This window comes from Pseudobutyrivibrio sp., assembly GCF_017471675.1.
GTDB lineage: Bacteria > Bacillota > Clostridia > Lachnospirales > Lachnospiraceae > Pseudobutyrivibrio.
This window is the reverse complement of record NZ_JAFUSK010000062.1, coordinates 25,155-50,467: the sequence shown is the minus strand read 5'-3', so window position 1 is coordinate 50,467 and position 25,313 is coordinate 25,155. Positions and strand designations below refer to the sequence as shown.

At 39.1% G+C, this 25,313-nt stretch carries 18 protein-coding genes; 11 read left to right on the top strand and 7 right to left on the bottom strand.

What is annotated here, in order from left to right:
• Window positions 1-37 precede the first annotated feature (37 nt).
• Entirely contained in the window at window positions 38-217 is a 180-nt protein-coding gene (locus IJ535_RS09800; protein WP_294301974.1) for a YlcI/YnfO family protein, read from the bottom strand.
• Window positions 218-458: 241 nt separating this feature from the next.
• Here IJ535_RS09800 and IJ535_RS09795 point away from each other — a divergent pair, with 241 nt between their 5' ends.
• Window positions 459-2,831 (top strand): hypothetical protein, encoded by a 2,373-nt coding sequence (locus IJ535_RS09795; RefSeq protein ID WP_294301971.1) that lies wholly within the window; start codon window positions 459-461, stop codon window positions 2,829-2,831.
• 580 nt (window positions 2,832-3,411) lie between these two features.
• Here IJ535_RS09795 and IJ535_RS09790 read toward each other — a convergent pair.
• Complete coding sequence (locus IJ535_RS09790) at window positions 3,412-3,918, bottom strand: PD-(D/E)XK nuclease family transposase (protein WP_294302022.1); 507 nt, start codon at window positions 3,916-3,918, stop codon at window positions 3,412-3,414.
• Between the two features lie 162 nt (window positions 3,919-4,080).
• Between IJ535_RS09790 and IJ535_RS09785 the strand changes: the two genes are divergently transcribed.
• The 6 genes from IJ535_RS09785 to IJ535_RS09760 all read left to right on the top strand — a co-directional run bounded on the left by IJ535_RS09785 (window position 4,081) and on the right by IJ535_RS09760 (window position 14,466).
• Window positions 4,081-6,987 (top strand): glycosyl hydrolase 115 family protein, encoded by a 2,907-nt coding sequence (locus IJ535_RS09785; protein WP_294301969.1) that lies wholly within the window; start codon window positions 4,081-4,083, stop codon window positions 6,985-6,987.
• A gap of 34 nt (window positions 6,988-7,021) precedes the next feature.
• Window positions 7,022-8,965, top strand: a complete 1,944-nt coding sequence (locus IJ535_RS09780; RefSeq protein ID WP_294301964.1) for a beta-galactosidase — start codon at window positions 7,022-7,024, stop codon at window positions 8,963-8,965.
• A 162-nt stretch (window positions 8,966-9,127) separates the two neighbouring features.
• Window positions 9,128-10,222 carry a radical SAM/SPASM domain-containing protein gene (locus IJ535_RS09775; RefSeq protein ID WP_294301961.1) on the top strand — a complete coding sequence of 365 codons (1,095 nt, stop codon included), beginning with the start codon at window positions 9,128-9,130 and terminating at the stop codon, window positions 10,220-10,222.
• Window positions 10,223-10,405: 183 nt separating this feature from the next.
• Complete coding sequence (locus IJ535_RS09770) at window positions 10,406-11,113, top strand: ABC transporter ATP-binding protein (protein WP_294301959.1); 708 nt, start codon at window positions 10,406-10,408, stop codon at window positions 11,111-11,113.
• Window positions 11,113-13,425 carry an ABC transporter permease gene (locus IJ535_RS09765; protein ID WP_294301957.1) on the top strand — a complete coding sequence of 771 codons (2,313 nt, stop codon included), beginning with the start codon at window positions 11,113-11,115 and terminating at the stop codon, window positions 13,423-13,425. The genes IJ535_RS09770 and IJ535_RS09765 overlap by 1 nt, the downstream gene beginning before the upstream one ends.
• 21 nt (window positions 13,426-13,446) lie before the next feature.
• Window positions 13,447-14,466, top strand: coding sequence for a helix-turn-helix domain-containing protein (locus IJ535_RS09760; protein WP_294301955.1), 1,020 nt, complete (start codon window positions 13,447-13,449; stop codon window positions 14,464-14,466).
• On the opposite strand, the gene IJ535_RS09755 is transcribed toward IJ535_RS09760, so the two are convergent.
• The 4 genes from IJ535_RS09755 to IJ535_RS09740 are packed head-to-tail and all read right to left on the bottom strand — an operon-like array spanning window position 14,432 to window position 18,295.
• Window positions 14,432-15,241, bottom strand: a complete 810-nt coding sequence (locus IJ535_RS09755) for an ABC transporter ATP-binding protein (protein ID WP_294301953.1) — start codon at window positions 15,239-15,241, stop codon at window positions 14,432-14,434. The two genes, IJ535_RS09760 and IJ535_RS09755, sit on opposite strands and share 35 nt — an antisense overlap.
• Window positions 15,242-16,258 (bottom strand): iron ABC transporter permease, encoded by a 1,017-nt coding sequence (locus tag IJ535_RS09750; protein WP_294301950.1) that lies wholly within the window; start codon window positions 16,256-16,258, stop codon window positions 15,242-15,244.
• Window positions 16,255-17,253, bottom strand: coding sequence for a FecCD family ABC transporter permease (locus IJ535_RS09745; RefSeq protein WP_294301947.1), 999 nt, complete (start codon window positions 17,251-17,253; stop codon window positions 16,255-16,257). Before IJ535_RS09745 ends, IJ535_RS09750 begins: the two co-directional genes overlap by 4 nt.
• Window positions 17,240-18,295 carry an iron-siderophore ABC transporter substrate-binding protein gene (locus IJ535_RS09740; RefSeq protein WP_294301944.1) on the bottom strand — a complete coding sequence of 352 codons (1,056 nt, stop codon included), beginning with the start codon at window positions 18,293-18,295 and terminating at the stop codon, window positions 17,240-17,242. The genes IJ535_RS09745 and IJ535_RS09740 overlap by 14 nt, the downstream gene beginning before the upstream one ends.
• Window positions 18,296-18,619: 324 nt before the next feature.
• Here IJ535_RS09740 and IJ535_RS09735 point away from each other — a divergent pair, with 324 nt between their 5' ends.
• Window positions 18,620-20,365 (top strand): ammonium transporter, encoded by a 1,746-nt coding sequence (locus IJ535_RS09735; RefSeq protein WP_294301942.1) that lies wholly within the window; start codon window positions 18,620-18,622, stop codon window positions 20,363-20,365.
• Between the two features lie 49 nt (window positions 20,366-20,414).
• On the opposite strand, the gene IJ535_RS09730 is transcribed toward IJ535_RS09735, so the two are convergent.
• Entirely contained in the window at window positions 20,415-21,374 is a 960-nt protein-coding gene (locus tag IJ535_RS09730; RefSeq protein WP_294301940.1) for an AraC family transcriptional regulator, read from the bottom strand.
• Window positions 21,375-21,483: 109 nt separating this feature from the next.
• Between IJ535_RS09730 and IJ535_RS09725 the strand changes: the two genes are divergently transcribed.
• Genes IJ535_RS09725 through rhaB form a run of 3 tightly spaced genes read left to right on the top strand, consistent with a single transcriptional unit; the run spans window position 21,484 to window position 25,140 of the window.
• Window positions 21,484-22,905 carry an arabinose isomerase gene (locus tag IJ535_RS09725; RefSeq protein WP_294301938.1) on the top strand — a complete coding sequence of 474 codons (1,422 nt, stop codon included), beginning with the start codon at window positions 21,484-21,486 and terminating at the stop codon, window positions 22,903-22,905.
• A 13-nt stretch (window positions 22,906-22,918) separates the two neighbouring features.
• On the top strand, window positions 22,919-23,764 hold the full coding sequence (gene rhaD, locus IJ535_RS09720) for a rhamnulose-1-phosphate aldolase (RefSeq protein WP_294301936.1): 846 nt from the start codon (window positions 22,919-22,921) through the stop codon (window positions 23,762-23,764).
• Window positions 23,764-25,140 carry a rhamnulokinase gene (rhaB, locus tag IJ535_RS09715; RefSeq protein WP_294301933.1) on the top strand — a complete coding sequence of 459 codons (1,377 nt, stop codon included), beginning with the start codon at window positions 23,764-23,766 and terminating at the stop codon, window positions 25,138-25,140. Before rhaD ends, rhaB begins: the two co-directional genes overlap by 1 nt.
• Window positions 25,141-25,313 lie beyond the last annotated feature (173 nt).

Here is a 25,313-nt window from a genome sequence, read left to right as displayed (position 1 = left end):
AAAAAAAGGAGTAGCTGCAATACATTTTGTATTGCAGCTACTCCTTCTCATTTTCTTCCATATTTTCTAACGCAAATTCACACGCCTGTATTACAAATCCTGAGAAGCTAACGTCCTTGCCGACTATTGCTTTTTCGATTCTATCCAGCAAATGCACCGGAAATCTCACTGTTTTATTCTCAGTTTCTTTTCTATCAGATCTTAATTGAAAACTCATACATTAAATCCTCCTATGGGTGTAATGCAACCGTATGGTGGCATATTCATATTATATAATATCACTCATTTCTATACATCAACTTTAAATTGTGTGAAAAAAATATGAAATCCTGCGTAATGCATGACAAATGTATTGCAAATTATAATGCAGAGTTCTAAAATACAAATTAACGGCGGGGTCGAAAATTATAACCGTTGAAAGTAATTAAAAATTATATAAGAAAGGGGCTTGAAGAGATATGACAAGAAACAAGAAACTAGTACGACTTATGGCAGCAACAGTTGCCGCTACAACAGTTGCTACATCAGTACCTGCACTTGCAGCATTTGATGCAAGTTACTACGCAAAGCAGAATCCAGATGTAGTTGCAGTTGTTGGAACTACTCCAAAGGCTTTGGAGAACCACTACAACGTATTTGGTAAGAACGAAGGTAGAGCAGCTTCTGCTGATGACGTTGCAAATTCACCACTTCGTCAGATGTTCGATGCTAAGCTTTATGCTAGTCTATACCCAGACGTAGTAGCAGTTTATGGAACAGATGCTAACGCATTATTCCAGCACTTTATGAAATTTGGTATTAACGAAGGCCGTAAGATTAACACATATTTTGATGTTAATGCTTACAAGGCAGCATATCCAGACCTCGCTAAGGCATTCGGCGACAACACAGCTTCTTACTACCAGCACTTCGTAAGCAATGGTATCAAGGAGCACCGTACCCTCGGCGGCTTCCCAGCTGAGAACATCCTCCCAGGCGGCGTTAAGCTTGCTGCAGGTGGCTCTAGCTCATCATCAGGCGGAAGTTCAGGTGGAAGTTCGGGTGGTTCAAGTAGTACAACACCATCTACACCAGCAACACCTACACCAGGTGAAGCAGCAGCTGCAGCAGCAGATGAAGCATTCAAGACTGCCGAGACTGCCGCAGCAACAGCAAATAGAGCAATGGCAACCGCTAGTACAAAGCTAGCTGAGGCTGATGCAAAACTAACAGCAGCTAATACAACAGCTGGAGAAAAGAAAACAGCAGCAGATGATGCATTAGCAACAGTTACTACGGCATCTACTGGTACTAAAGCAGTTGCTGATGCAAAGAAGACAGCTGCAGGTAGTGCTAAAGATGCTGCTGATACTGCCTATAGCGCTGCTGATGGAACTCAAGCTAAGAAGGATGCTGCTGTTGAAGCAGCACAGGCATCTGTTAAAGCAGCACAAGAGTCATTAGATGCGGCAACAGCAAATCTAAGTGCTACTCTCGAAGCAAAGCAGGCAGCAGATGATGCTGTAAAGGCTGCAAAGGTTGCACAGGCAGCAGCAGTAGAGGCTCTCACACAGGCAACAGCACTAGATGATGCTGCACAAGATAAAATAGATGCATTAAATGAAATGAAGCAGGCCTCAAAAGATAAAGTGACGGCTGCACAAACATTAGCTAATGAAGCATCTCAGTCATTATCAACAGCAAAGTCAAATTTGACATCAGCTCAAGCTACTGCACAGGATAAATTAGATGCTTTAGAAACAGCTCAAAACAACTTAACTACATCAAATGCAGCACTTACAAATGCGCAAAAAGCTTTAGAAGATGCTATTAAGGCTGCAAAAAATGCTGATGATGCATTAACTGCATACACAGAGGGAACATATGCTGAAGCTGTTGCAGATGAAGCTGCAAAGAAAGAGGCTTTGGAAGCTCTTGTTGATGATGCATTCTCAGGTGGAGCGAATAGTGATGAGTATGATGCAGAAAAAGTAGCAGCAGCAAAAACTGCGATTACAACTGCTGTAAGTAATTATGTGGCAGCTGCAGCAGAAGATGAGTATGATGATACTAATCAAGATAAAGTAGATGCTTATAATGCGGCAAGAACAGCATTATTGGCATTGGTTCCAAATGCACCAGTTGCACCTGCAGGAGTTAAAGTATCAGATACAGATGCAACAGCTAGTGAGGCTATAACCGCTACTGGAACAGGCGGAGCAAATGTTATAACAGCAAGCACAGCAGAAGTTAAGGCAGTTACAGACGCTATTACAGCAGCAGATACTGCATATACAGCCTCTGCAGCAACATTAGGCTTGGCAGAAACACAGAAGGGAAATCTTCAGACAGCAAAGACAAATGCAGATACTGATCTTGGTACAGAAAAAACTGCAAATGCAGCCGCAACAGGAAAATATTTGGCACGTGATAATGCTAAAGCTGATGTTAAAGCTAAAACAACAGCTGTTGAAGAAGCAACAGATGATGTTAATGAGGCAAAGAGTGAAGTCTCAACGGCTGAAGCAGCTGTAACAGCAGCTAATACTAAAAACGAAGAAGCAAAGGCTAATCTTGAGGCAGTTACAAAGACTGAAAAGGATGTTCAGGATAATATTGATGAACAACTTATAGCAGCTGGAAAGGATAAGACGGATTCTGCACAGGCTAAATCGGATGCGTCTGATGCGAAGGATGCTGCAGATGCAGCTGTAGTTACTGCTGAAGGTGTTCAGAATACAGCTAAATCAGAATATACTGCGGCTAAGACAGCAGTTGATGATGCACAGACCGCGTTAGTAACAGCACAGGGACAGGAAACTACTGCTAATGCTCTTGAAGTAGATCCTTAATTCGACAACTTTCATATCAATACTAATTCCTTTATAGGTGGGAGCGTCCTTCGGGGCGCTCTTGTCATGTACAGAAATCGGCATAACCACCGCGTCTCCCCCGCTGGATGTTCCACTTTTAATCAAAGCAAATAAAAAATGAAGTATGACAATCGGCTTTATTTGAATCAGTCATACTTGTAATCGCTGTGCAAGGGGGCTGAAGCCAAGTTTTAAGTATGACTCTAGGCGGGAAATAAGGGAGTCATACCGTAAACCAAGGCATAAACACTTGAGAATGACAAATGTGAGTATCCAATGTCCAAAATCAAGCAAAAGTCATACTTAAAAATGAATAATGGTCTCACCAGTAGCAAAACAAAGTATGACTTAGCGATATAGTCATGTTTGTCATACTCGAAAGCTTGTACGCCAGAAGATAATAGCCAAAATAATCACAATGGGTATGTCACAATAGGCCCGCGCCTATAATTGGATCAGCACAATAAACACATAAATAATAGGCATAGCCACCGTGTAACCATTTCCTCTATTAAGCAATAAAAAAAGAACCCTGTCACAAACAGGGTTCAAAGACTATTTATTCATCATTTGTTAGAGCCGCTAACTTCTTTTGCAATTCCACTATAATCATATCTTTCTCTGATAGGGCGGCGCTCATTTTTGCATTTTCCTCAGTAAGCTGTTCAAGCTTTCGGGCAATAATGGCTTCATGGGCAAGCTGCTCATTACGTCTGAAGCAGGCTTCACGAACTAGTTCATCTTCAGTTAGCTTATTTATGGTATTTGTTGCTTCAGCCATAATCGGATTCTCCTTTGCTAGAGTGTTTAAATCTTCCCAGGTAGTAGCGCTGAAAAGACGAGCCCAGTGATCTAATCTGTAGGACTTGTCGATGTCAGTTGCATTATCTATCTGAGTTAAGTCTAACACGGAAAGTGCAAATTTACTACTGTAAATATTGTGATTTTCTAACTCCTGCATCATATATGTAGAGTAGAATTTGGGATAATCTTTAAACAGTGTAAAATTGAGAATTCCAATTTGCTGTACAGGAGGTGCATACGCATAATCAGCGCCTTTAAGTATTTTTGCAAACTATCGACCAAGATAAGCCAGTGAACGCTCAGTCCAATTGTCATAATTTTTAACCTTCGCAAGTTTTGCAATGTAAAAGGACAAAAAATGAATAGAGTAAAAATGATGTAGTTGGTAGAATCATTCATATAAAAATAAACTGGGAGAAGAATAATGGCTGAATTTAATTTGTTTAAAGATGGCATTGTGGCACCGATTGTGTTAGAGGATAATGGTGTGCATGGTGTGAAGAAAATGGCTGGTATTTTTGCTAAGGATATTGAAAGGGTAACGGGGATAGAGCCTGAAACTTTGACAGAATTTCCTGCGGATAAAAGCTTTGTAATTTATCTGGGTCTGGCTGAAAGCTTACAGGTTAAGACTACCTTTGAGAAATTAATTGATACAAAGGACATTGCAGGTAAGCGTGAGACTTACGGTATTTTCATGTTTGAAAATCCTGATATTAAGGGACAACAGGTGCTTGCTGTAGTAGGTAGTGATAAGCGCGGGCTTACTTATGGAATGTTTCATATCTCAGAAATCATGGGTGTGTCTCCATGGTATTTCTGGGCAGATGCGAATGTAAAGCGCAAGGCAGAGGTGGTTCTTACAGATGATATCTGCATGATTTCAAAGGAGCCATCAGTAAGATATAGAGGTTTCTTTATTAATGATGAGCAACCTTGCCTTGGTAACTGGGCAAGGGAAAACTATGGAAGCATCAGCCCAGGACCTGAGCTTTATGAGAAGATTTTCGAATTGCTCTTAAGATTAAAGGGCAACTATATCTGGCCTGCTATGTGGCGCTCAGATTTTACACTTGATTATTTTGACAATGCAGTGCTTGCCAATGAAATGGGCGTTATTGTTGGTGCATCTCATCACGAGCCATGTTGCCGTTCAGGACAGGAGTTCCAGCGTCTTAGACATGACAATCCTCAGTATGGAACGGATTGGAGCTTTTTATCTAATGCGGAAGGTATCACAGAATTTTGGAAGGATGGCCTAACAAGAAATAAGAATTTTGAAAATCTTATTACTATAGGTATGCGTGGTGAGAATGATTCTTATCTTATGCCTGAGGATGCCACACTTGAGGATAATATCAATGTACTCAAGAAGGCTATTATTAAGCAGAAGGAATTGATTGCAAAGTATGCTCCAAGCCAGCACCCACAGCTTCTTGCCCTATATAAAGAGGTAGAAGAATACTACTACGGTGATGAAAATACCAAGGGGCTTAAGGACTGGGAAGCCCTTGATAATGATATTATGATGCTTTGTGATGACAATTTCGCAAATGTCAGAACACTTCCAGATGATGAGCTTCGTAAGAAAAATGGCGGATTTGGAATGTACTATCATTTTGATTATTTTGGTGAGCCAGTTTCTTATCTATGGATTAACACATCTCCACTGACAAAGGTGTGGGAACAGATGACTATGGCCTATGATTTTGGTGTTCGCTCAGCATGGATTGTAAACGTAGGAGATATCAAAAATCAGGAGTTGCCTCTTAGCTACTTCCTTGACCTTGCCTATGATTTTGATAAGTGGGGAACAGGTGCTATCAATAAAACTATAGAGTACACTGTAAACTGGCTTAAGGGATTAGGCTTTGATGCAAACCTTTCAGAGGAGGCAGCTGGTTTAGTTAGCGAATATGTAAGCTGGAGTGGAAGAAGACGCCCAGAGGCACTTAATTCTAGCATTTATCATGGGGCTCATGAGAATGAGACACGAGATTATCTAAATCGTATATACGAAGCTGAGGACAAGGCAGAAGAGCTTTATGCTAAGGTAAAAGGAACCGATTTAGAGGAATGCTTTTTCCAGGTGGTTTATTATCCACTTAAATCTGTTGCAGAGATTAATAAGATGCACCTGTATGCCAGTCTCAACAATGTATATATTAAAAAGCGTATGAAGCATGCTAACGTATATGCGAAGTTGATTCAGGATTGTATTAAGACAGAACGTAATCTTGTAAAGGAATACCATACAAGAAATGGTGGGAAGTGGAATCACATGCAATCTGTTTACCACATTGGATTTACTAACTGGAATGATGAGCAGTGTGAATATCCTATCAGCCATTTTTTAAATCCTGTGGAAGACAGCCGATTATTAGTAGGAATCACTGATAGTGAGGATTCTACAGGTGCCCATCGTTGGACCAGACATGTACTTCACATGCCACTTTGCTTTGAAACAAATGATTCAGGCGTGTTTGAGGTGGCAAATGGGGGAGAGAAGGAGCTTCACTATCGCATAGACTGGGATGTTGATTGGATTGAGATATCGGGGGCAGATGACAATGCAGTTGTAGAAAAGAATCAGCCATTATCAATTGATGAGATAAAACTATATACAGTAAAAATCAATAAAGACAAATGGGACAAGACTGCAAACAGTATAATTCGTATATATGGAGACGATTGTGAGACTGTTGCAGACGAATCTGAGAATGGTGGAAGCATTACTATGGTAGAGCTTCAAGTAGATGTTACAACTATTGATTTAAGCAATGTAACAGAAAAGTGTTTCCTTGAAACGAATGGTTGTATCTCTATTGAGGCTAACCATTATCAAAAATCTATCTCAACAGCAAAGGGTGAATACAAAGAGATTAAAGACTACGGCAGATACGAAAGTGGTATGAAGGCATATCCACAGACAGTTCGATTTGATAATGGTGATGAAGCACCAAAACTTATCTACAATGTATATGCCTGTGAAGATGCAAACTATGAGGTTGAAGTATATGCAGCAGCAAGCAATCCAGTAGTATATCAGGGTAAGCTTGCACTTACAGTTGCTGCCAATGATGAAAAGGGTGCTATCGTAAATACCATACCAGAAACTGATTTTGTTCCATGGAAATCAAATAGCTGGAGAAAGGGTGTTTTAGATCAAATCCATATAGGCACCTGCAAGCTTAAATTGCACAAGGGTGTAAATACAATTAAGCTTTCAGCAATAGACCCAGGTGTTGTAATAGAAAAGCTTGTGTTATGGAATGAAAATTATGAAAAGCGTGATTCATATTTAGGTCCAAAAGAAAGCAAACTATGTTAAAATATCCCTAGAATTAAACTTTTGGGGGAATAATATGGTTTACAAATTTAAAGATTATAAAAATCCTGAGATTATTAAAAATCATCTAAATCTAGGTGGAAAGGATATTGCTGGTAACGAAATCTCCGTTACCAGCTTATCTATTGAAAAAAATGGAAGGCCTACTATGGCTGTAATGGGAGAAATGCATTTTGAGCGTGTTCCTCGTAACCAGTGGAGACAGGCTCTTGAGACCATGAAGGCAGGTGGAATTGATATTGTATCCACCTATATCATTTGGATTTATCATGAGTTAGAAGAGGGCAGGTTTGACTGGGAAGGTGACAATAATCTTAGAGACTGTGTTAAGTATGCTAAGGATGTAGGGCTTGATGTGTGCATCCGCATTGGACCATGGTGTCATGGTGAGGTAAGAAATGGTGGATTCCCTGATTGGCTTTTGAAAAAAGATTGCAGGCTAAGATGTAATGATGATGAATATCTGGATATTGTTAAGAAATGGTATAAAGAAATAGCAACTCAGGTTCAAGGCTTGTTATTCAAGGATGGTGGCCCTATCATCATGTGTCAGCTGGAAAACGAGCTTACGGAGAGCTCGGAACATCTATTGACACTTAAGCAAATGGCAATAGAGGTGGGAATAGATGTACCGCTATTTACAGTGACAGGCTGGAATTCTGTAAGCGGGGCAAAGATACCTGTTGATGATGTAATTCCTACCTTTGGTGGATATTGCGATGCACCATGGGATGAGGGGGTGAAGCAGCTTCCTCCATGTGCTAGATATTATTTTACTGGAATTAGAAATGATTCTGCCATAGGCAAGGATTTGATAAAGGCAAAGGAAGAGGATGATTGGCAGCTACCGTATATGCGATATCCTTATGCAACCTGTGAGATAGGAGCAGGGCTTATGAACACTTATCATCGTAGATATAATATACATGGTATGGATATATATGCCATGACACTTATCATGCTATGTGAGGGAGCAAACCTGCTAGGATACTATATGTATCATGGTGGCATTAATAAGGTGGCAGATACTTACACACTGCAGGAATCAAAGGCTACTGGTTATCCTAATGACTATCCTATTATATCCTATGATTTTCAGGCTCCAATATCTTCCTTTGAAGAGACTAGAGAGTCCTATGATTTACTAAATATATTGCATCTATTTATACATGAGTATGGAGAAAAGCTTGCCACTATGACTTATGTGGCGGGAAGCTCAAACAGTAAGCTAGGCACGATGGAAGGCTTACGTTATGGCATGCGAAGAGATGAAAACAGTGGCTTTGTTTTCATTAACAACTATCAGAGATTACATAAATTGCAGGCTATCAATGATGTGGTTATCGATACAGGCTTAGTGAAGTTCCCAACTATTAATGTAAAAGAAAACATCGCCTTTTTCATGCCATTTAATATGGATTTGGGAGATGGCGTAACACTTAAATATGCCACAGCTCAGCCTATTTGCAAGGAGGGCCATACATGGTTTTTCATGGAAATTCCTGGAATTACTCCTGAGTTTGAATTTGAAAATCCAGACAAAAAAGCTGAAATAAAAGTAATTAGCATAGATGAAGCAAAGCTTCTTAGAAAGGTAGACGGAAAAGTATACTATGCTAAGGAAAGTGGAAAAACAATAAAGCAATTAAAGGCTCAGCTAGATAATGCTTATCACTTAACCAAGCTCGATAGTCCTGCCTTTGAAATCCCTGAAATGTATAGCCATGAGCTTAAGTATCAAAACAAACCAATAACCTGGTACAGCCTAAATGTAGAAGGTAGTGAGGGCTTTGTGGATATAGACCTACCTTGTGATGTCATACAAGTATATGTGGATGGCAAGCTTGTAATGGATGAGTTCTATCATAATCGTCCATTTAGATTGCCAAAAGCTATTTTACTAGGCAATGAAGTTTTTGTTGTATGCTCTGATAAGCCAGATGGTATTTATATAGAATGATAGGAATCTAGTTTTTGTTTACTAGCTTCAACCGTTTGTTGATGGAGATATCCTAAACAAAGAATAACACTTGTAATATGATTCCTAAGGTGTTAATATAATATTGGTTGCATACAATCGTAATGCACACAATCAAACCTATCAAACTCGAGGTGTTTTATTATGAGTAAGGAATTCGATATTCAAGAGTACATGACACATGGCGTGGAAAGAGTAGTAAAGGATTCTCTTAGGGCTACACTTAAGGATCCAAAAGAGAGCATCTTTATGGGAAAGTTTGCTCTGGCTACTAAAAAGGCTTCAGATACTAGAAGAAGGTATGAAGCTGACGGTCTACATGTTCCACCATTTCTTATTGCATCTATAACCAGCAATTGCAATCTTCATTGTGCTGGCTGTTATTCCAGACAAAACGAGGCTACTAAGGATTGTGAGCCTGTTAATCAGCTTACTGATGATAACTGGCTTAGCATATTTAACGAGGCTGAGGATTTAGGAATCAGCTTTATTCTTTTGGCAGGTGGTGAGCCTCTACTTAGAAAGGGTGTAATTAAGGCTGCCGCAACTAAGCCTAATATACTATTTCCTATATTCACAAATGGTGTTTTTATCAGCGATGAATATTTTGATTTGTTTGATAAGAACAGAAACCTTGTGCCTATTATGAGTATCGAGGGACATAAAGAAGCTACAGATGCAAGACGTGGTGAAGGCATCTATGAAAAGCTGATTTCCAATATGGAGACATTTAAGAATAATGGTCAGATTTTTGGTAATTCCGTAACAGTTACTACTGAAAACTTTGATGATGTTCTTTCAGATGATTTCGTTTCCATGCTACAGGGCTATGGTTGTAAGGCTGTTATCTATGTAGAGTATGTACCTGTTTCTGAGGAAAGCAAGCATCTTGCTTTGGAGGAAGCCTCAGAAGAGCGGTTAAGAGCTAGGATAGCTGAGCTTAGAGAAAAATATGAGGACATGGTGTTTATATCATTTCCTGGAGATGAAAAGTCCTCAGGTGGATGTGTTGCAGCAGGCAGAGGATTTTTCCATATTAATTCACATGGAGGGGCAGAGCCTTGTCCATTTTCACCATTCTCAGATACAAATGTAATGGATATGGGATTAAAGGGCGCAATATCTTCCCGATTGTTTGAGGTTCTACAGTCCGGGGATATTCTAAAGGATGACCATGTAGGCGGCTGCGTACTTTTTGAAAAGAAGGATCAGGTAGAAGCAATACTACAGGAAGCATAAGTATTAATTAGAGATTAAAGATTATTCTTTAGTCTCTTTTTTGTAAAAAATGCGTCTATTTTATGATTAAGGATTGCTGTGAAAAAATAATGTCTTGTATTGCAATGGAAAAAGAAAAGGTATATCATATCGGTTAGAGATGACTAACACAGGTTAGAATGTATGTTATACAGGAGGAATGATATGCCAGATAAGTTTTTAGAGGTAAGGGACATCCATAAGGCATTTGGAACAGGCGACAGTAGGCAGGAGGTACTTAGAGGTACAGATTTTTCTGTTGCTAAAGGAGAGTTTTGTGTATTGCTTGGACCATCAGGTTCTGGTAAATCCACACTACTTAACATAATTGGTGGCATCGATGGTGCCGATTCAGGATACATTTCTATAGACGGTGAAAAGCTTAAGGATATGAACGAAAAGGCTTTGACCAACTATCGCAGAAAGCATCTAGGATATGTATTTCAGCTTTATAATCTAATTCCAAACTTAAATGTAAAAGAGAATATAGAAGTAGGTGCCTATCTATCGGATAATCCACTGGACATAGATGATTTGTTAAAGACACTAGGATTATATGAGCACCGTCATAAGCTACCAAATCAGTTATCAGGTGGACAGCAGCAGCGTACATCTATTGGCCGAGCAATTATCAAAAATCCTAACATCCTGTTGTGTGATGAACCTACAGGAGCTCTTGATTACAACACATCCAAGGAGATTCTTGGGTTAATCGAGGATGTAAACAAGCGCTACGGAAATACCATAATTATGGTTACGCACAACGAGGCAATTTCTCACATGGCTGACCACACCATCAAGCTTAGGGACGGCAAGGTGAGAAAGGATATTATTAACGAGAATAAGATTAGTGCTAAGGAGATTGATTGGTAATGAGAAGCCCTTTAACAAGACGAATTCCAAGAGAAATCGGAAGTGAATGGAAGAAATATTTTGCTCTCTTTGCCATAATGACAATCGTAATAGGATTTGTTTCCGGAATGTTTGTGGCAAATGATAGCATGGAAACAGCAGCTCTTAATGCTTATGATAAATATAATATTGAGGATGGACATTTTAATCTTAAGGAAGAGGCTAGTGATAAGCTGATAGAGGCTATTGAAAAAGAGGATATTACTGTTTACAAACAGTTTTATAAAGAGGTATCTGAGGGAAAAAATACTGTAAGAGTATTTGTAATCAGGGATAAGGTTAATAAGCCTTGCATTATGGAAGGTGAGCTTCCTTCTAAGGATAACGAGATTGCTATAGATAGAATGCATGCTGCTAACATAGGTGTTACTGTAAATGATGAGATAGAGGTTGATGGCAAAATGATGAGGATTACAGGTCTTTTTGCTTTGCCTGATTATAGCACGCTATTTGAAGATAACACAGATGTTATGTTTAATGCTATGACCTTTGACATAGGTCTTGTTACTGAAGATGCTTTTGAAAAATTAGGTGAAGATACTGTATACCAATATGCATTTACATATAAGGATGCCCCTGCTGATACTGAGGTGCAAAAGGAGCTTTCTGATGATTTGGTAGAACGCCTTTATATACTTGCTGCAACAGGTGGAGATGAGGATAACCCAGATTTAGAACACTTAAATGAGGTGACAGGCTATGTGCCAGAGTACGTAAATCAGGCTATTCATTTTGCACCAGAAGATATGGGTAGCGACAAAGCTATGGGAGAGGTGCTACTTATTATTCTTATTGCAGTTATTGCCTTTATATTTGCTATTACAGAAAGCAACACTATCATCAATGAAGCCAGCGTAATAGGAACTCTTAGAGCATCAGGCTACACAAAAGCTGAGATGCTAAGACATTACATAGCAGTGCCTATTATTGTTACTTTGCATGCTGCCATAGTGGGAAATGTGCTTGGTTATACAGTATTCAAGGAAGTAGTTGTTATGATGTATTACAATTCCTACAGCTTGCCTACCTACGAAACCTTATGGAATATTGATGCATTTGTTAAGACTACGGTTTATCCATCTATTTTGGTAATACTAATTAACTTTATAGTGATTAGGTCTAAGCTTTCCTTCTCGCCACTTAAGTTTTTGCGAAGAGATTTAAGTCGCTCCAAGAGAAAGAAGGCCATCAGATTACCTAAGTGGAGATTCTTAAACAGATTTAGAATAAGGGTACTTATGCAAAATGCAACAGGATATTTCACCCTGGCTTTAGGAATATTTTTTGTAATGATTCTCCTTGGCTTTGCAGTGGGATTGCCATCTACACTTGCTAACTATCAGAAGCATGCACCGGATTACATGATTGCAGATTATCAATATATTTTAAAATCACTGCAGGATTCAGATGGAAATGATATTACAACAAAGGAGCCATCAGCAGAAAAATATAGCTCAAGAGGTCTTCTTACTGTTGATGGAGTGCATATTGGTGAGGAAGTAACAGCCTACGGTTATATAGAGGATAGTGATTACTTTAGTATTGATGGTACTGTAGATAAAGATGAGGTATGGGTATCATCTCCATTTGCAGATAAGTTTGGACTAGAGGAAGGGCAGACTATTACCCTCAAGGAAAAGTACACCAGTGATGAATACGTATTTACGATAGCAGGTATTTATGACCAGGAGGGTATTGTTGCAATATTTATGCCAAACGATAATTTCAACAAGGTATTTGATTATGATGAGGGGCACTATACTGGCTTTTTGTCAGATGCTGAAATAACAGATATTGATGAGGATTACATTCTTTCTGTAGTTACAGTGGAGGATATCCTAAAGATGGTAAGGCAGCTAGACCATTCAATGGGTGGATATATGGATTATTTTGCAGTGGGCTGTCTAATACTTGCAATGCTTTTAATCCTGCTTCTTACCAAAATCATTATTGAAAAGAATACTGTATCTATTTCAATGCTAAAGGTTTTAGGATATACAAGCGGTGAGATTAATAGTATCTTTATTAGACTAACAACTGTTATGGTTGTAATCTTTTCTGTAATAGGTGCGTGGCTTAGTACCTTTGTGCTGATGCAGATGTGGCGTGCTGTAATGGCTGATTTAAGCGGATGGTTTGAATTCTACATAGCTCCTAAGGATTACCTTAAGATGATTATGATTGTAATTGTTGCCTATATTGTGGTACTATTCTTTGATATTAGAAGGATTAAACGAATTCCAATGACAGAAGCTCTTAAGAGCGTGGAATAGTTGGAGGCAATATTTTATTTTATGAAAAAGGGAATAGCAAATTCTTCAAGTGAATATCAAAAATTGTTCCATGATTTTGCCAAGATTACAAATGTAAGTAATCAGGATGGATTTGTTTTATATGAAAATAATCAGGCTGGCTCAATAGTAAGCTATGGCCAACCTGAAACCATTCAATGTGGCATAGGGGATTATGTGGTTGATAGTGATTTTTCTATCGAGTATCACTATGGCACCAGGTTTTTGCACTTTGGAATAATTTACGAAGGAATAACCTATTCCTCGAAAAACGGAGAGCTTGTAGCTCAGTCCATACCATCTTCATTTATGGCATTAGAAAAAATGGATAAGGGTGTTGGAGTATGGCGGGCAGGCCAACATTTTAAGGGGGTAGAGTTTTCAATTAATTATGATTATTTGGTGGATACATTACTTCCATCTATTAATCGACAAGAGAAGGAATTGGATTTTATCATGGTAAATACGCGTTATACCATGATAAGCCAAGAGATAATAGATGTGCTTTCTAAGGTAGAAGGTTACATTAAAAATCGTATTCTTACGAGTGCCTTGATGCATGCTTGCGCTATTGAGCTTGTAGAGCTTTTATTAGCGCCTTCTTCCAGAATGTATTTTGTTACCAGTAAAGACCGATATATCAGGGTAGTAAAGGCAGGAAAAAGGGATATAAAAATAAGTGGAGAGGATATTAATAAGCTTAATAAAGTAAGGGATATAATAGTCAGTTCAGCTTATGATTTCAAAACTATTCCCATGCTTGCCGGGGAAGTTGGAATTAGTGAGCAGAAATTAAAATATGGCTTTCAGGATTATTTTAAGCAAACAGTTTGGGATTTCCAGAATAATATTAGAATGAGTAGAGCAGCATTTCTAATAAAGGAAAATAAAATGAATTTTGAAGAAATATCAAAAGCAGTTGGCTATCACAGCCAAACTGCTTTCTACAATGCTTTTAAGAAATGGTGTGGATTGACACCTGGTGATTTTAAGAGACATTTGTCAAATCATCATGAGAACTGATTGGAATAATCATGGGAGAGCAGGACACAGGATCCGTAATTACAACACTTTTTAGACCATATATTTCTTCGATAGTCTGTGAGGTAATTATATCCGAAGGGATGCCTTCCTTGATTAGCATTCCATTTTTCATGGCAAATATATAATCTGCATATTTGCTGGAAAGATTAATATCGTGCAACACCATAACAATGGTGGTTTTCTTTTTTCTATTTAGTTCCTTTAACAAATCCAGGATTTCAATCTGATAGGCTATATCTAAAAAGGTGGTAGGTTCATCTAAAAATAAAATATCTGTCTGTTGTGCTAAGGCTAATGCTATGAATACTCGTTGACGCTGACCACCGGATAGCTCATCAATACTTCTATCTGCAAGGTCGCAGATTTTCATAGCTTCCATGGCCTCCTTTACGGCAGCATAGTCCTCTGTTGTAAGAGAGCACATGAATTTTCTATATGGAAAACGACCTCTTGTAACAAGCTCAGCTACTGTTATACCTTCTGGCGCAATGGAGTTTTGAGGAAGTAAACCTATTGATTTAGCAATATCCTTATTTTTCATTTCCTGCAAAGATTTATCATTTAAAGCTATAGATCCAGAATGAGGAGTAAGCAGTCTACAGAAGGTTTTAAGCATGGTAGACTTGCCACTTCCGTTTGAACCTAGTATAACGCTTATTTTGTGGGCAGGAATCTTAAGGTTAATTCCATCTATAATAGTGTTATCACCATATCCGGCTACTATATCATTGGCTTTTAGAATATTATCGTTCATTTAAATAGAACCTCCTTTGTTTTGCTTAATAAGAAGATATACCAAATAAGGTGCACCTAGAATTCCTGTAATAATTCCTACTGGATATCTGGTAGGCAACAGATTTTGACCTATAAAATCTCCTGCAAGTACGAGGATTGCACCTGTGAGTGCAGCAGGGATAGTATTAATCTGATTTTTGCTACATAGCCTGCCCGCTATAGGTCCTGATAAAAATGCTATAGAAGAAATAGGACCGGAAATAGCTGTTGCAAAGGCGATTAATACTACTGATATCAATATTAGTAGGGAACGTGTTACATCAACATTTACACCGAGGACAGTGGCGTAGTTTTCTCCCAGCTCCAAAGCTTGCAGGCTGTTACTTAGATAAGTCATTGTAATGAGAGCTAATAGTACAATAACAATCAATAGTGGAAGAGTATCTGTAGTGATTCCGTTTAGGTTTCCTGACATCCAGCGCATGGCAGTAGGAACATCATATTCAGAAGCCTTCTTAATCATCCAATTGATAAGAGCCGAAAAGAAGGCTTGAGCACCAATGCCTGTGAGAATTAGTCTATTGGTGGAATAACCATCTTTACTGGCTAACTTATAAATTAATAGAGCTGAGACTGCACCTGCTAATACCGCTACAAATGATACCAATCCTCTGTTTAGGTTTAGAAAAAGAATGCAAAATACAGCGGCTACTGTAGAACCAGATGAAACACCAATTATATCTGGACTAGCAAGGGGATTTCCGAGCAGAGTCTGGAAGGTATTTCCCGCTATGGCAAATGCTATACCGCAGAAGATGCCAGCTAATGTTCGTGGAAGCCTTAGCTTCATAATAATATAGTTATTCTCACTTGAAAGAAGTGTATGTATTACTTCCATAAGAGAATAGTTTTTTTCGCCAATTGTCATATTAAGGCAAACCAGTATTAGCAGGATAATTGCCATTATTGTTAGTATGATTTTATATTTAATCCGGTGTGACTTTATATTTGCAAATATCTTTGAATTATCTATCATAAGGACTGTAGCTTTGCCTTTCTAATTAAGTATATAAATACAGGTGCTCCAATTAGAGCTGTCATAATACCTGATTCTAATTCACCAGGTCTTCCAAGGATTCTTCCTAGTACATCAGAGATAATAAGGATAGCTCCACCATAAATACCACTACTTAGGATAAGTATCTTGTGATTGCTACCAACAATTGCTCTAATCAGATGTGGAATCATAAGACCAATAAAGCTGATTGGACCTGCAAGAGCTGTTGTAGTAGAACATAATATAACACCACAGATGGCTGCAATTCCTCTGGTAAGACCAATATTTAAGCCTAGAGCTTTTGCAGTTTCTTCTGATAGAAGCATAGTATCTAGATTATTGGAAAGCATTAAGCTTATAACGATGGCTGCTATTGTAAAGGGAAGTAGTAATAATATGTCTGTGTTTGTAGTTCCACCAATACTTCCTATTTGCCAAAAGCGAAATGTAGTCATAACGCTTGAATCAGGCATTACAAAAATGCTTATAAGGCTTGTTAGGGCAGTGCTTACAGCAGCACCTGATATAGCAAGTTTTATCGGAGTTGCGCCACCATTTCCAAGAGATGCCAGATTATATACAAACAGTGCAGTAATAAGTGCTCCAACAAAGGCTATACCCATGTAGGTAATTTTTGATTGAATATTGAAAAATGCAATTCCAATAACAATAAAAAGTGAAGCCCCGGTGTTAACACCTAAAATACTTGGGTCTGCAATAGGGTTTCTAGTTATGGATTGCATCAATACACCAGCAATGCTTAAAGAAGCCCCTGCTATTAAACCAAAGATGGTTCGCGGTATTCTGGCGGCTACCACATTTGCGTTGAAGCTATCAGTATTTCGTCCCAAAATACCATCTATAATATCAGATAAACCTACGGCTTTTGCACCGTAGGTAATTGATACAATAACAGATAGTATTAGGACGATTATTCCTATAGTAAATACGATTGTTATTTTATTCTGTTTCAATTTTATTTGCTGCCTCGCTTAATAAAGATAAATAGTCATCGATTGCATAAGGGATGGAAAGGATTGATGGTGTAGTTGCAGCAGCAAGGGCTGTGGTTGAGTCAATAAGAACAACAGCACCATTTTTAACAGCTGGAATCTGGCTCATAAGTGGATCAGCCTGCATAGCCTCAAGAAGTCCTTCGTCACCGTAAACGACCATAATATCCACATCATTTAATGTTTCTGTATTTTCTCTAGAGATTGTTACAGAAAAATCCTCTGTAGAGCTTGCAAGGGAAAGAATGCTCTCAGGTGTCTTTAATCCCAAATCATTAAGATATGATGCTCTTGGATCATTTGGAAGATAAGCGTAGAAAGTGCTCATATCATCCTGGGAAATCCAAAAATATCCTGCGGTTTTGCCATTAAGCTCAGGATAGTCTGCAAGCTTTTCAGCAATAAGAGCATCAGTTTCATCTACGAGCTTTTCACCATCTGATTTCATACCCATTGCAGTAGCATTAGTGATTGTCTGCTCACGCCAGTTTGTCTTCCATGCAGTTTCAAGGAATGGTACTACAGGAGCAATTTCAGAGAGAAGATTATATTCTTCTTCTGTGAATCCAGAGTATGATGCGATAATAATGTCAGGCTCGCAAGCGGCGATAGCTTCGTAATCCCATCCAGTTTCGTCATTAAATACGTTTGGATTTTCGACACCCAAATCAGCAAAGGCTTCATCAGTCCAAAGGTGTAGCTTGTTGTCTGTCATCATTCCATAATTAGCAGCAGATACACCTACTGGAACTACACCAAGGGCTAAAGTTGTATCCTGATTAGCCCATCCAAGGTTAACTATACGCTCTGGTTTGCTTTCGATGGTAGTTTCACCAAAAGCGTGCTTAATTGTAATAGGAAATTCTGAAGTCTCTTGAGTGGATGACTGGGCTGTAGCTGCCACGGCATTTTCACTGGAATTTTCAGCTGTACTACCACAACCGATTATGCTTGTAGCTGCAATTGATGCAGTGATTAATAATGTAAATAATCTTTTTTTCATAAGAAATATTGTCCTCCGTGTTTGTTGTTTAAATCTTTGGTTAGAATTATCTAACGGCGAAGAATAATTTAGCATAGGAAGTTAGGCTAGTCAAACAAGACGACTGATTTGGTTAATATTGCACCCGATTCAGTAAGAAAAATTATATTTATGAAAAAAATGATTTGAAAAATTTCTACAAAAAAGTGTTGACAAAACTTTTGGGGAAGAATATTATACTAGACAAATAAAAAAACAAGACTTGTTTGAGAAATGACAAAGGCGTCGTAAATGTAAGAAATTACGTTTGCGGCGCCTTTTGTTTTATAAAAAGGAGGAAAAGATATGGAAGAGTATTCTAGCATGTTATTTGGTGTATGGTTCCTGATAGGAGCTGCATTGGTATTTTGGATGCAGGCAGGATTTGCAATGGTGGAGGCTGGCTTTACCAGAGCAAAAAACACAGGAAACATCATTATGAAAAACCTTATGGATTTTTGTATTGGAACAGTGATGTTTGTAATCTTAGGTTTTGGATTAATGTTTGGTGAAAATGCTTTATTTGGTCTTGTTGGTAAGCCATCTCTTCAGGTGTTTACAGATTATGCAAGCTTCGATTGGAGCAACTTTGTATTTAACTTAGTATTCTGTGCAACTACAGCAACAATCGTAAGTGGCGCCATGGCAGAGCGTACAAAGTTCATTAGCTACTGTATCTACTCAGGTGTTATCTCACTTGTAATCTATCCAATTGAGGCACACTGGATTTGGGGAGGCGGTTGGCTATCACAGCTTGGCTTCCATGATTTTGCAGGTAGCTGTGCAATCCACATGGTTGGTGGTATTTGTGCACTGATTGGTGCTAAAATGCTTGGACCTAGAATTGGTAAATTTAATCATGACAGCAAGGGCAAGATTACAAAGGTAAATGCTTTCCCAGGTCACAACATTGCACTTGGAGCACTTGGTGTATTCATTCTTTGGCTTGGCTGGTATGGATTTAATGGTGCAGCAGCTACATCAGTAGAACAGCTTGCATCAATCTTTGTTACAACAACAATAGCACCTGCTGTTGCAACATGTACAACAATGGCATTCACTTGGATTAAATATGGCAAGCCAGATGTATCAATGTCACTTAATGCCTCACTTGCAGGTCTTGTAGCAATCACAGCCCCATGCGACGTAACTGATGCACTTGGTGCAATCATAATTGGTGTTGTATCAGGATTTCTTGTAGTATTTGGTGTATGGCTTCTTGATTACAAGCTTCGTATTGATGATCCAGTTGGTGCAGTTGCAGTACATATGATGAATGGTATTTGGGGAACAATTGCAGTAGGATTATTTGCAACTACATCAGCTCCTGACAGTGAGCTTACCGGTCTTTTTTATGGAGGAGGATTTAAGCTACTTGGTTTACAGCTACTTGGAGTTCTTACAGTAGGAGCATGGGCTGCAGTTACAATTACTATCGCATTTACGTTAATAAAAAAGACTATTGGTCTTCGTGCATCTGCAGAGGAGGAGATAGTTGGTCTAGATAGAACTGAGCATGGACTTCCATCAGCTTATTCTGGATTTAACATGCTAGAGGATGATTTTGATGCAGATGAATATGATGATGAAACAGCATCACTTATCACTGATACCTTAGAGGCTGCTGGTCTTGCATCAATGGATGATGCAGTAGAGGTTGAGTATGCACCATCTCAGATTACATCAGCAGGCAAGCCTAGAATGACAAAGGTAGAAATCCTTTGCAAGGAGCGTAATCTTGAAAAGCTTAAGAATGCTCTTATGAAGCTTGGCATTACAGGAATGACAGTATCCCATGTAATGGGCTGCGGTGTTCAAAAGGGTGCCCCTGAATACTATAGAGGCGTTGCACTTGAGCCTGCACTTCTTCCTAAGATTAGAGTGGACGTGGTAGTCTGCAAGGTTCCTGTAAAGGATGTAATCGATACTGCTAAGAAGGTTCTTTACACAGGCCACATCGGTGATGGAAAAATCTTCGTATATGATGTTGAGCAGGTTGTAAAGATTAGAACAGGAGAGGAAGACTTTGCTGCATTGCAGGATGTAGAATAAAGGTAGTGGTTAAGTAGAGAAGGTTGTGGCAAAATGAGTAAAATAGTACTCATATTCTAAGGCGATAGTCCCTAGGGGACATACCATATTTGGCTTCGAAGATTCTGTAAAAGTAAGCAGAGTTTTCGTAGCCAATTTTTTTTATGATTTTTTCAGTGGTAAGAGTAGTGCTTTCAAGTAAGTATGCAGCTTCCTGAAGGCGACGTTGTTGTAAAAGCTGTTTGAAATTAAGCCCGGTGTTTTGCTTGAGTAGGCGGCTAAGGTAGGCGGTTGAATACCCTGTTAGCTGAGCCAGTTCATCCAGTGTGCCATTGTCAAAGTGGGTATCAATGTATTCAAGAGCTTGAATTGTGATTGAGTTACTGCCACGGCTCATATCAGTCAATGTATCTGATGAGAGAGTACATAGATTCATTAGAAGCAAATCCATGGTGGACATGGCGATAGTGTTCATATCATTTTTGTGATATGTGAGAGTCCAAATCAAATTTTCAATCAGGTTTTCTACAGGTAGAATTCCTGCGGCGTGGTAAAGCAGATAATCGTTGTAATACTTTTTGTCAGAAAGTGAGGCTACGATAAAATCTCTCAAAATATCATTTCTATCATAGAATATTTGAGTGCGGGAAAAGAATTCAGGCAAGATAATAAAGTTAATTGCAATATCGTCTTTACCGCATGGCTCAATATCATGTCTGGCATGTCTGTTCAAAAGGAGAATATCCCCCTCGTGTAAAGTTAAAGTTTCGCCATCCACAAAATGAGTAGTAAGATGTCCCTTTAGCATACAAACCATTTCTATATAGTTGTGCCTGTGTGTAGGGAAATATGCAAATCTGGTGTGAGGACGAATGTCGATTAGCTTTCCCTGTGCCAGAAGCTTTCCCGAATCTATTACAAATTCATCTTCAGAGGTATACAGCTCTTTTCTGATGCTGGTATCCCCTTCAAGAATCATTTTTTCCTCATCTGTTATTCGGTTTAGAAGTTCATAAATATCATTTCTCATAATGTCAAATAAGGTTCCAAAATATAAAACATACTGTTCTAGTTACATTGATGAAATCATTATATTATAGGCTTAAACAAAGAGCAAATAAAGTTCTAGGAGGGTTAAGATGTTAGTAGAAACAAAAGCAAGAGTAGGTGTGTTTTCAATTGCACTTGGCGCATATTTACCACAGTTTCCAGTGTTGGTAGCTGAATTTGAAAAGCAGTTTGAGGATTTTAAAAAGTCAATTCCAAACACTGTAGAAATAATCGATGGAGGTGTAGTTACAACAAAAGAGCGGTCACAGGCTGCAGGGGATAAGTTTAGAGCAGCAGATGTAGATTTAGTATTCATGCAGCTTCTAACCTATGCCACAAGTTACAACATGCTTCCAGCGGTAAAGGATTTGGATGTTCCTGTAGTCCTTGTAAATGTACAGAAGCTTAAGGCACTTGATTATGATACAGCTGGCACAGCAGAGTGGCTTGGAGAAGCTTATGCCTGCGGAGCAGTTGGAGAAATGGTGGCAGATCTTAATCGCTATGGAAAGCGCAGCGCCGTAATCACTGGTGTTGTAGAAGGTGGCGATGAAAATGTTGCAAGAGAAATATGTGAGTGGTGCTTGGCTGCCAATTGCCGTCGCAGATTTAGAGATACAAATATTGCCCAGATTGGACGACCATATCCTGGCATGATGGATTTATATATCGATGAGTCAAATCTCTACAGACGAATGGGGCTTTATACAAAGCAGTTTGACTGGGAAAAGATTTGGGCTATCGCAGATGACATTACAGATGAGGCAGTTATTAAGGCAAAGGCTGAGGATATCTTAGATACATTCGATATCGTTGGTGGCGGCGATGTAGATAAAGTTTGGGAAATGGCAAAGTATGTGGTTGCATTTGAACAGTGGGTTAAGGATGAAAAACTTGGCCTTATAGCATCTCACTACGATGGATTTGCAAAGGGAATTGCCGGCAAGGTGGATAGTCTTCTTATTCCAGCCTTCTCAATGCTTATAAAGCAAGGCACAGCCTGTGCAGTTGAAGGAGATATGAAGGTTGCAATGGCAATGAGTATATTAAAGACTATCTCTGGAACAGGCCAGCTAGCAGAAATGTACACTATTGATTTCAACGATGATGTTACCCTTATAGGCCATTCTGGTTCTGGAGATGCTGCAATATCTCAAGCGAAGAAACCAACTATGAAGATGATGGATGTGTTCCACGGAAAAGCTGGAGGCGGGTATCTTACACAATTCTATCCACCTACAGGACCTATCACTTACCTTGGTATCACACAGGATGGCGAGGGCCATTTCAAATTTGTTGTTGCTGAGGGTGTCAACGAAGAAGGAAAGATTCTTCAGAATGGTGACACAATGATGCGTACAAGATTCAGCTGCAGCGCTGCAGAGTTTGTAACCAGATGGAGCGAGACTGGTCCTACACATCATTTTGGTGCAGCAGTTGGTCACCATATTGAAACAATCAAAAAAGTTGCAAAGGTATTTAACGTACCAGTTGAAGTAGTAGTTAGATAAAGGAGAAATAGAAATGAAAGTATTAGAAGCAAAGTTTATAGAAGGTTTTATGAGAATGGCAAATGACGGCTGGGAGCAGGGCTGGCATGAGCGCAATGGCGGAAACCTTTCATATAGAATCAAGCCTGAGGAAGTAGAAAGTGTAAAAGAAGAGTTTGTAGCAGGTGATTGGAGAGAAATTGGAACAACTGTTACAGATTTAGCAGGAGAATACTTCCTTGTGACAGGCTCTGGAAAGTATTTCAGAAATGTAGTTATTGATCCAACAGATTCTATCGGAATCATAGAAGTAGATGAGGCTGGTAGCAAATATAGAATCGTATGGGGATTTGTAAATGGTGGCAGACCAACATCAGAACTTCCATCTCACCTTATGAACCTTGAGGTTTGCAAGAAAAGAGATGATGAAATCCGAGTTGTATATCATTGTCATCCAACAAATGTAATCGCACTTACATATGTTCTTCCACTTGAGGATGAAATCTTCACAAGAGAAATCTGGGAGATGGCTACAGAGTGCCCAATCGTATTCTCTCAGGGAATCGGCGTAGTGCCTTGGATGGTTCCAGGTGGAAGAGACATAGCAGTTGCCACATCTGAAATCATGGCAACAAAGGATGTAGCAGTATGGGCTCACCATGGAATGTTTGTATGCGGTACAGATTTTGATATTGCATTTGGTCTTATGCATACAGTGGAGAAGGCAGCAGAGGTTCTTGTAAAGGTGCTTTCGATGACAAACAAAAAGCGCCAGACAATTCAGCCAGATGAGTTTAGAGCTTTAAATGCTCCATTTGGTGTTCAGATTAATGAAGAGTGCTTATACGAAAAGAAGAGCGATGTTATTGGAGAAAGATAATGGCAAATTACTATTTAGCAGTAGATATTGGGGCATCTTCGGGCAGGCATATGCTTGCCCATCTTGAAGATGGCAAAGTTGTTTTAGAGGAAATCCATCGATTTTCCAATGGAATGATAGAGGTGGATGGTCATAAGAGATGGGATATTGATGAGCTTTTTAGACAGATAATTATTGGCTTAAAGAAATGTAAGGAGCTTGGAAAAATCCCGACCTCAATGGGCATTGACACTTGGGCAGTGGACTATGTATTGTTAGATGAAAACGATGATGTGGTTCGCCCATGCTTTGGATATCGCGATAGCAGAACAGCTGGAATGGACGAAGAGGTTTACAAAATCATTCCTCAGGATAAGCTATATGAGCGTACTGGTATTCAAAAGGCTATCTTTAACACAATCTATCAGTTTATGGCGGATAAAAAGGCGGGCTATCTTAAGGATGCGAAAAGCTTTTTGATGGTGCCAGATTATCTACATTATCTGCTGACAGGTGTGAAGTCAAATGAGTATACCAATTGTTCTACAACCCAGCTCCTTAATCCTGATGCAAAAGAGTGGGACTATGAGCTTATTGAGATGCTTGGTTTCAATAAGGATTTATTTGGTGAGATTAAGCAGCCTGGTACATACATAGGCGTATTTTCAGATTCAGTAAAGGCAGAAGTGGGATTCGACTGCAAAGTTGTACTTCCACCTACTCATGACACTGCTTCAGCTGTATTTGCAGTTCCTAACATATCTGACAATGTACTATACATTTCATCTGGTACATGGTCACTACTTGGAAGTGAAAACATGCAGGCTATCTGCAGTAAGGAAGCTATGGAAGCCAACTTTACAAATGAAGGTGGCTATGAGGGACGATTCCGTTTCCTTAAAAATATCATGGGATTATGGATGATTCAGTCTGTAAGAAATGAGCTAATTGCAGCAGGACAGGAGTATTCATTTGCTGAACTTTGTGAAATGGCAGAGGCGGCAGATATAGATTCTATAGTGGATGCAAATGATGAGGTTTTCTTGGCACCGGATTCAATGATTGAAGCAGTAAGGGAATACTGTAGAAATCATGGTCAGAATGAACCGCAAACACCAGGGGAATTGGCAAAGGTAATTTATAAATCCCTTGCAATATGCTACAGAAATGCCTGTGAAGAGGTTGAAAATATAACAGGCAAGCACTTTGACACAATAAACGTAGTTGGTGGTGGCTCGAAAGCTGGATACTTGAATAAACTCACAGCAGAAATCACTGGTAAAAGGGTAGTAGCTGGTCCATCAGAGGCCACAGCCCTTGGCAATATTGGCGCCCAGATGGTGGCAGCAGGTGAAGTGGCAGGGCTAAAGGATTTTAGAAAGCTATTGATGGAATGAAAATTTATTGGTAGAGAAGCTAAAAGCTTGCTGGAACCTTAAGGGGAGAGCTCCAGCAAGCTTTTCTGTTGGTTAGAAGTAAATCTATGTAGGAGTTGTGGAAAGTTGTGGTAAGATGTTTATAAGATTATAGGAGGAAGTCATTAGCATGAATATACAACTTTTTCAATTTG

Bases quoted from the DNA above. Each gene is read 5' to 3' on its own strand.
- IJ535_RS09775 (WP_294301961.1), top strand. From the start codon at position 9,128: ATGAGTAAGGAATTCGATATTCAAGAGTACATGACACATGGCGTGGAA.
- IJ535_RS09735 (WP_294301942.1), top strand. From the start codon at position 18,620: ATGGAAGAGTATTCTAGCATGTTATTTGGTGTATGGTTCCTGATAGGA.
- rhaD (WP_294301936.1), top strand. From the start codon at position 22,919: ATGAAAGTATTAGAAGCAAAGTTTATAGAAGGTTTTATGAGAATGGCA.
- IJ535_RS09765 (WP_294301957.1), top strand. From the start codon at position 11,113: ATGAGAAGCCCTTTAACAAGACGAATTCCAAGAGAAATCGGAAGTGAA.
- IJ535_RS09795 (WP_294301971.1), top strand. From the start codon at position 459: ATGACAAGAAACAAGAAACTAGTACGACTTATGGCAGCAACAGTTGCC.
- IJ535_RS09800 (WP_294301974.1), bottom strand. From the start codon at position 217: ATGAGTTTTCAATTAAGATCTGATAGAAAAGAAACTGAGAATAAAACA.
- IJ535_RS09725 (WP_294301938.1), top strand. From the start codon at position 21,484: ATGTTAGTAGAAACAAAAGCAAGAGTAGGTGTGTTTTCAATTGCACTT.
- IJ535_RS09770 (WP_294301959.1), top strand. From the start codon at position 10,406: ATGCCAGATAAGTTTTTAGAGGTAAGGGACATCCATAAGGCATTTGGA.
- rhaB (WP_294301933.1), top strand. From the start codon at position 23,764: ATGGCAAATTACTATTTAGCAGTAGATATTGGGGCATCTTCGGGCAGG.
- IJ535_RS09755 (WP_294301953.1), bottom strand. From the start codon at position 15,241: ATGAACGATAATATTCTAAAAGCCAATGATATAGTAGCCGGATATGGT.
- IJ535_RS09780 (WP_294301964.1), top strand. From the start codon at position 7,022: ATGGTTTACAAATTTAAAGATTATAAAAATCCTGAGATTATTAAAAAT.
- IJ535_RS09740 (WP_294301944.1), bottom strand. From the start codon at position 18,295: ATGAAAAAAAGATTATTTACATTATTAATCACTGCATCAATTGCAGCT.
- IJ535_RS09760 (WP_294301955.1), top strand. From the start codon at position 13,447: ATGAAAAAGGGAATAGCAAATTCTTCAAGTGAATATCAAAAATTGTTC.
- IJ535_RS09730 (WP_294301940.1), bottom strand. From the start codon at position 21,374: ATGAGAAATGATATTTATGAACTTCTAAACCGAATAACAGATGAGGAA.
- IJ535_RS09750 (WP_294301950.1), bottom strand. From the start codon at position 16,258: ATGATAGATAATTCAAAGATATTTGCAAATATAAAGTCACACCGGATT.
- IJ535_RS09785 (WP_294301969.1), top strand. From the start codon at position 4,081: ATGGCTGAATTTAATTTGTTTAAAGATGGCATTGTGGCACCGATTGTG.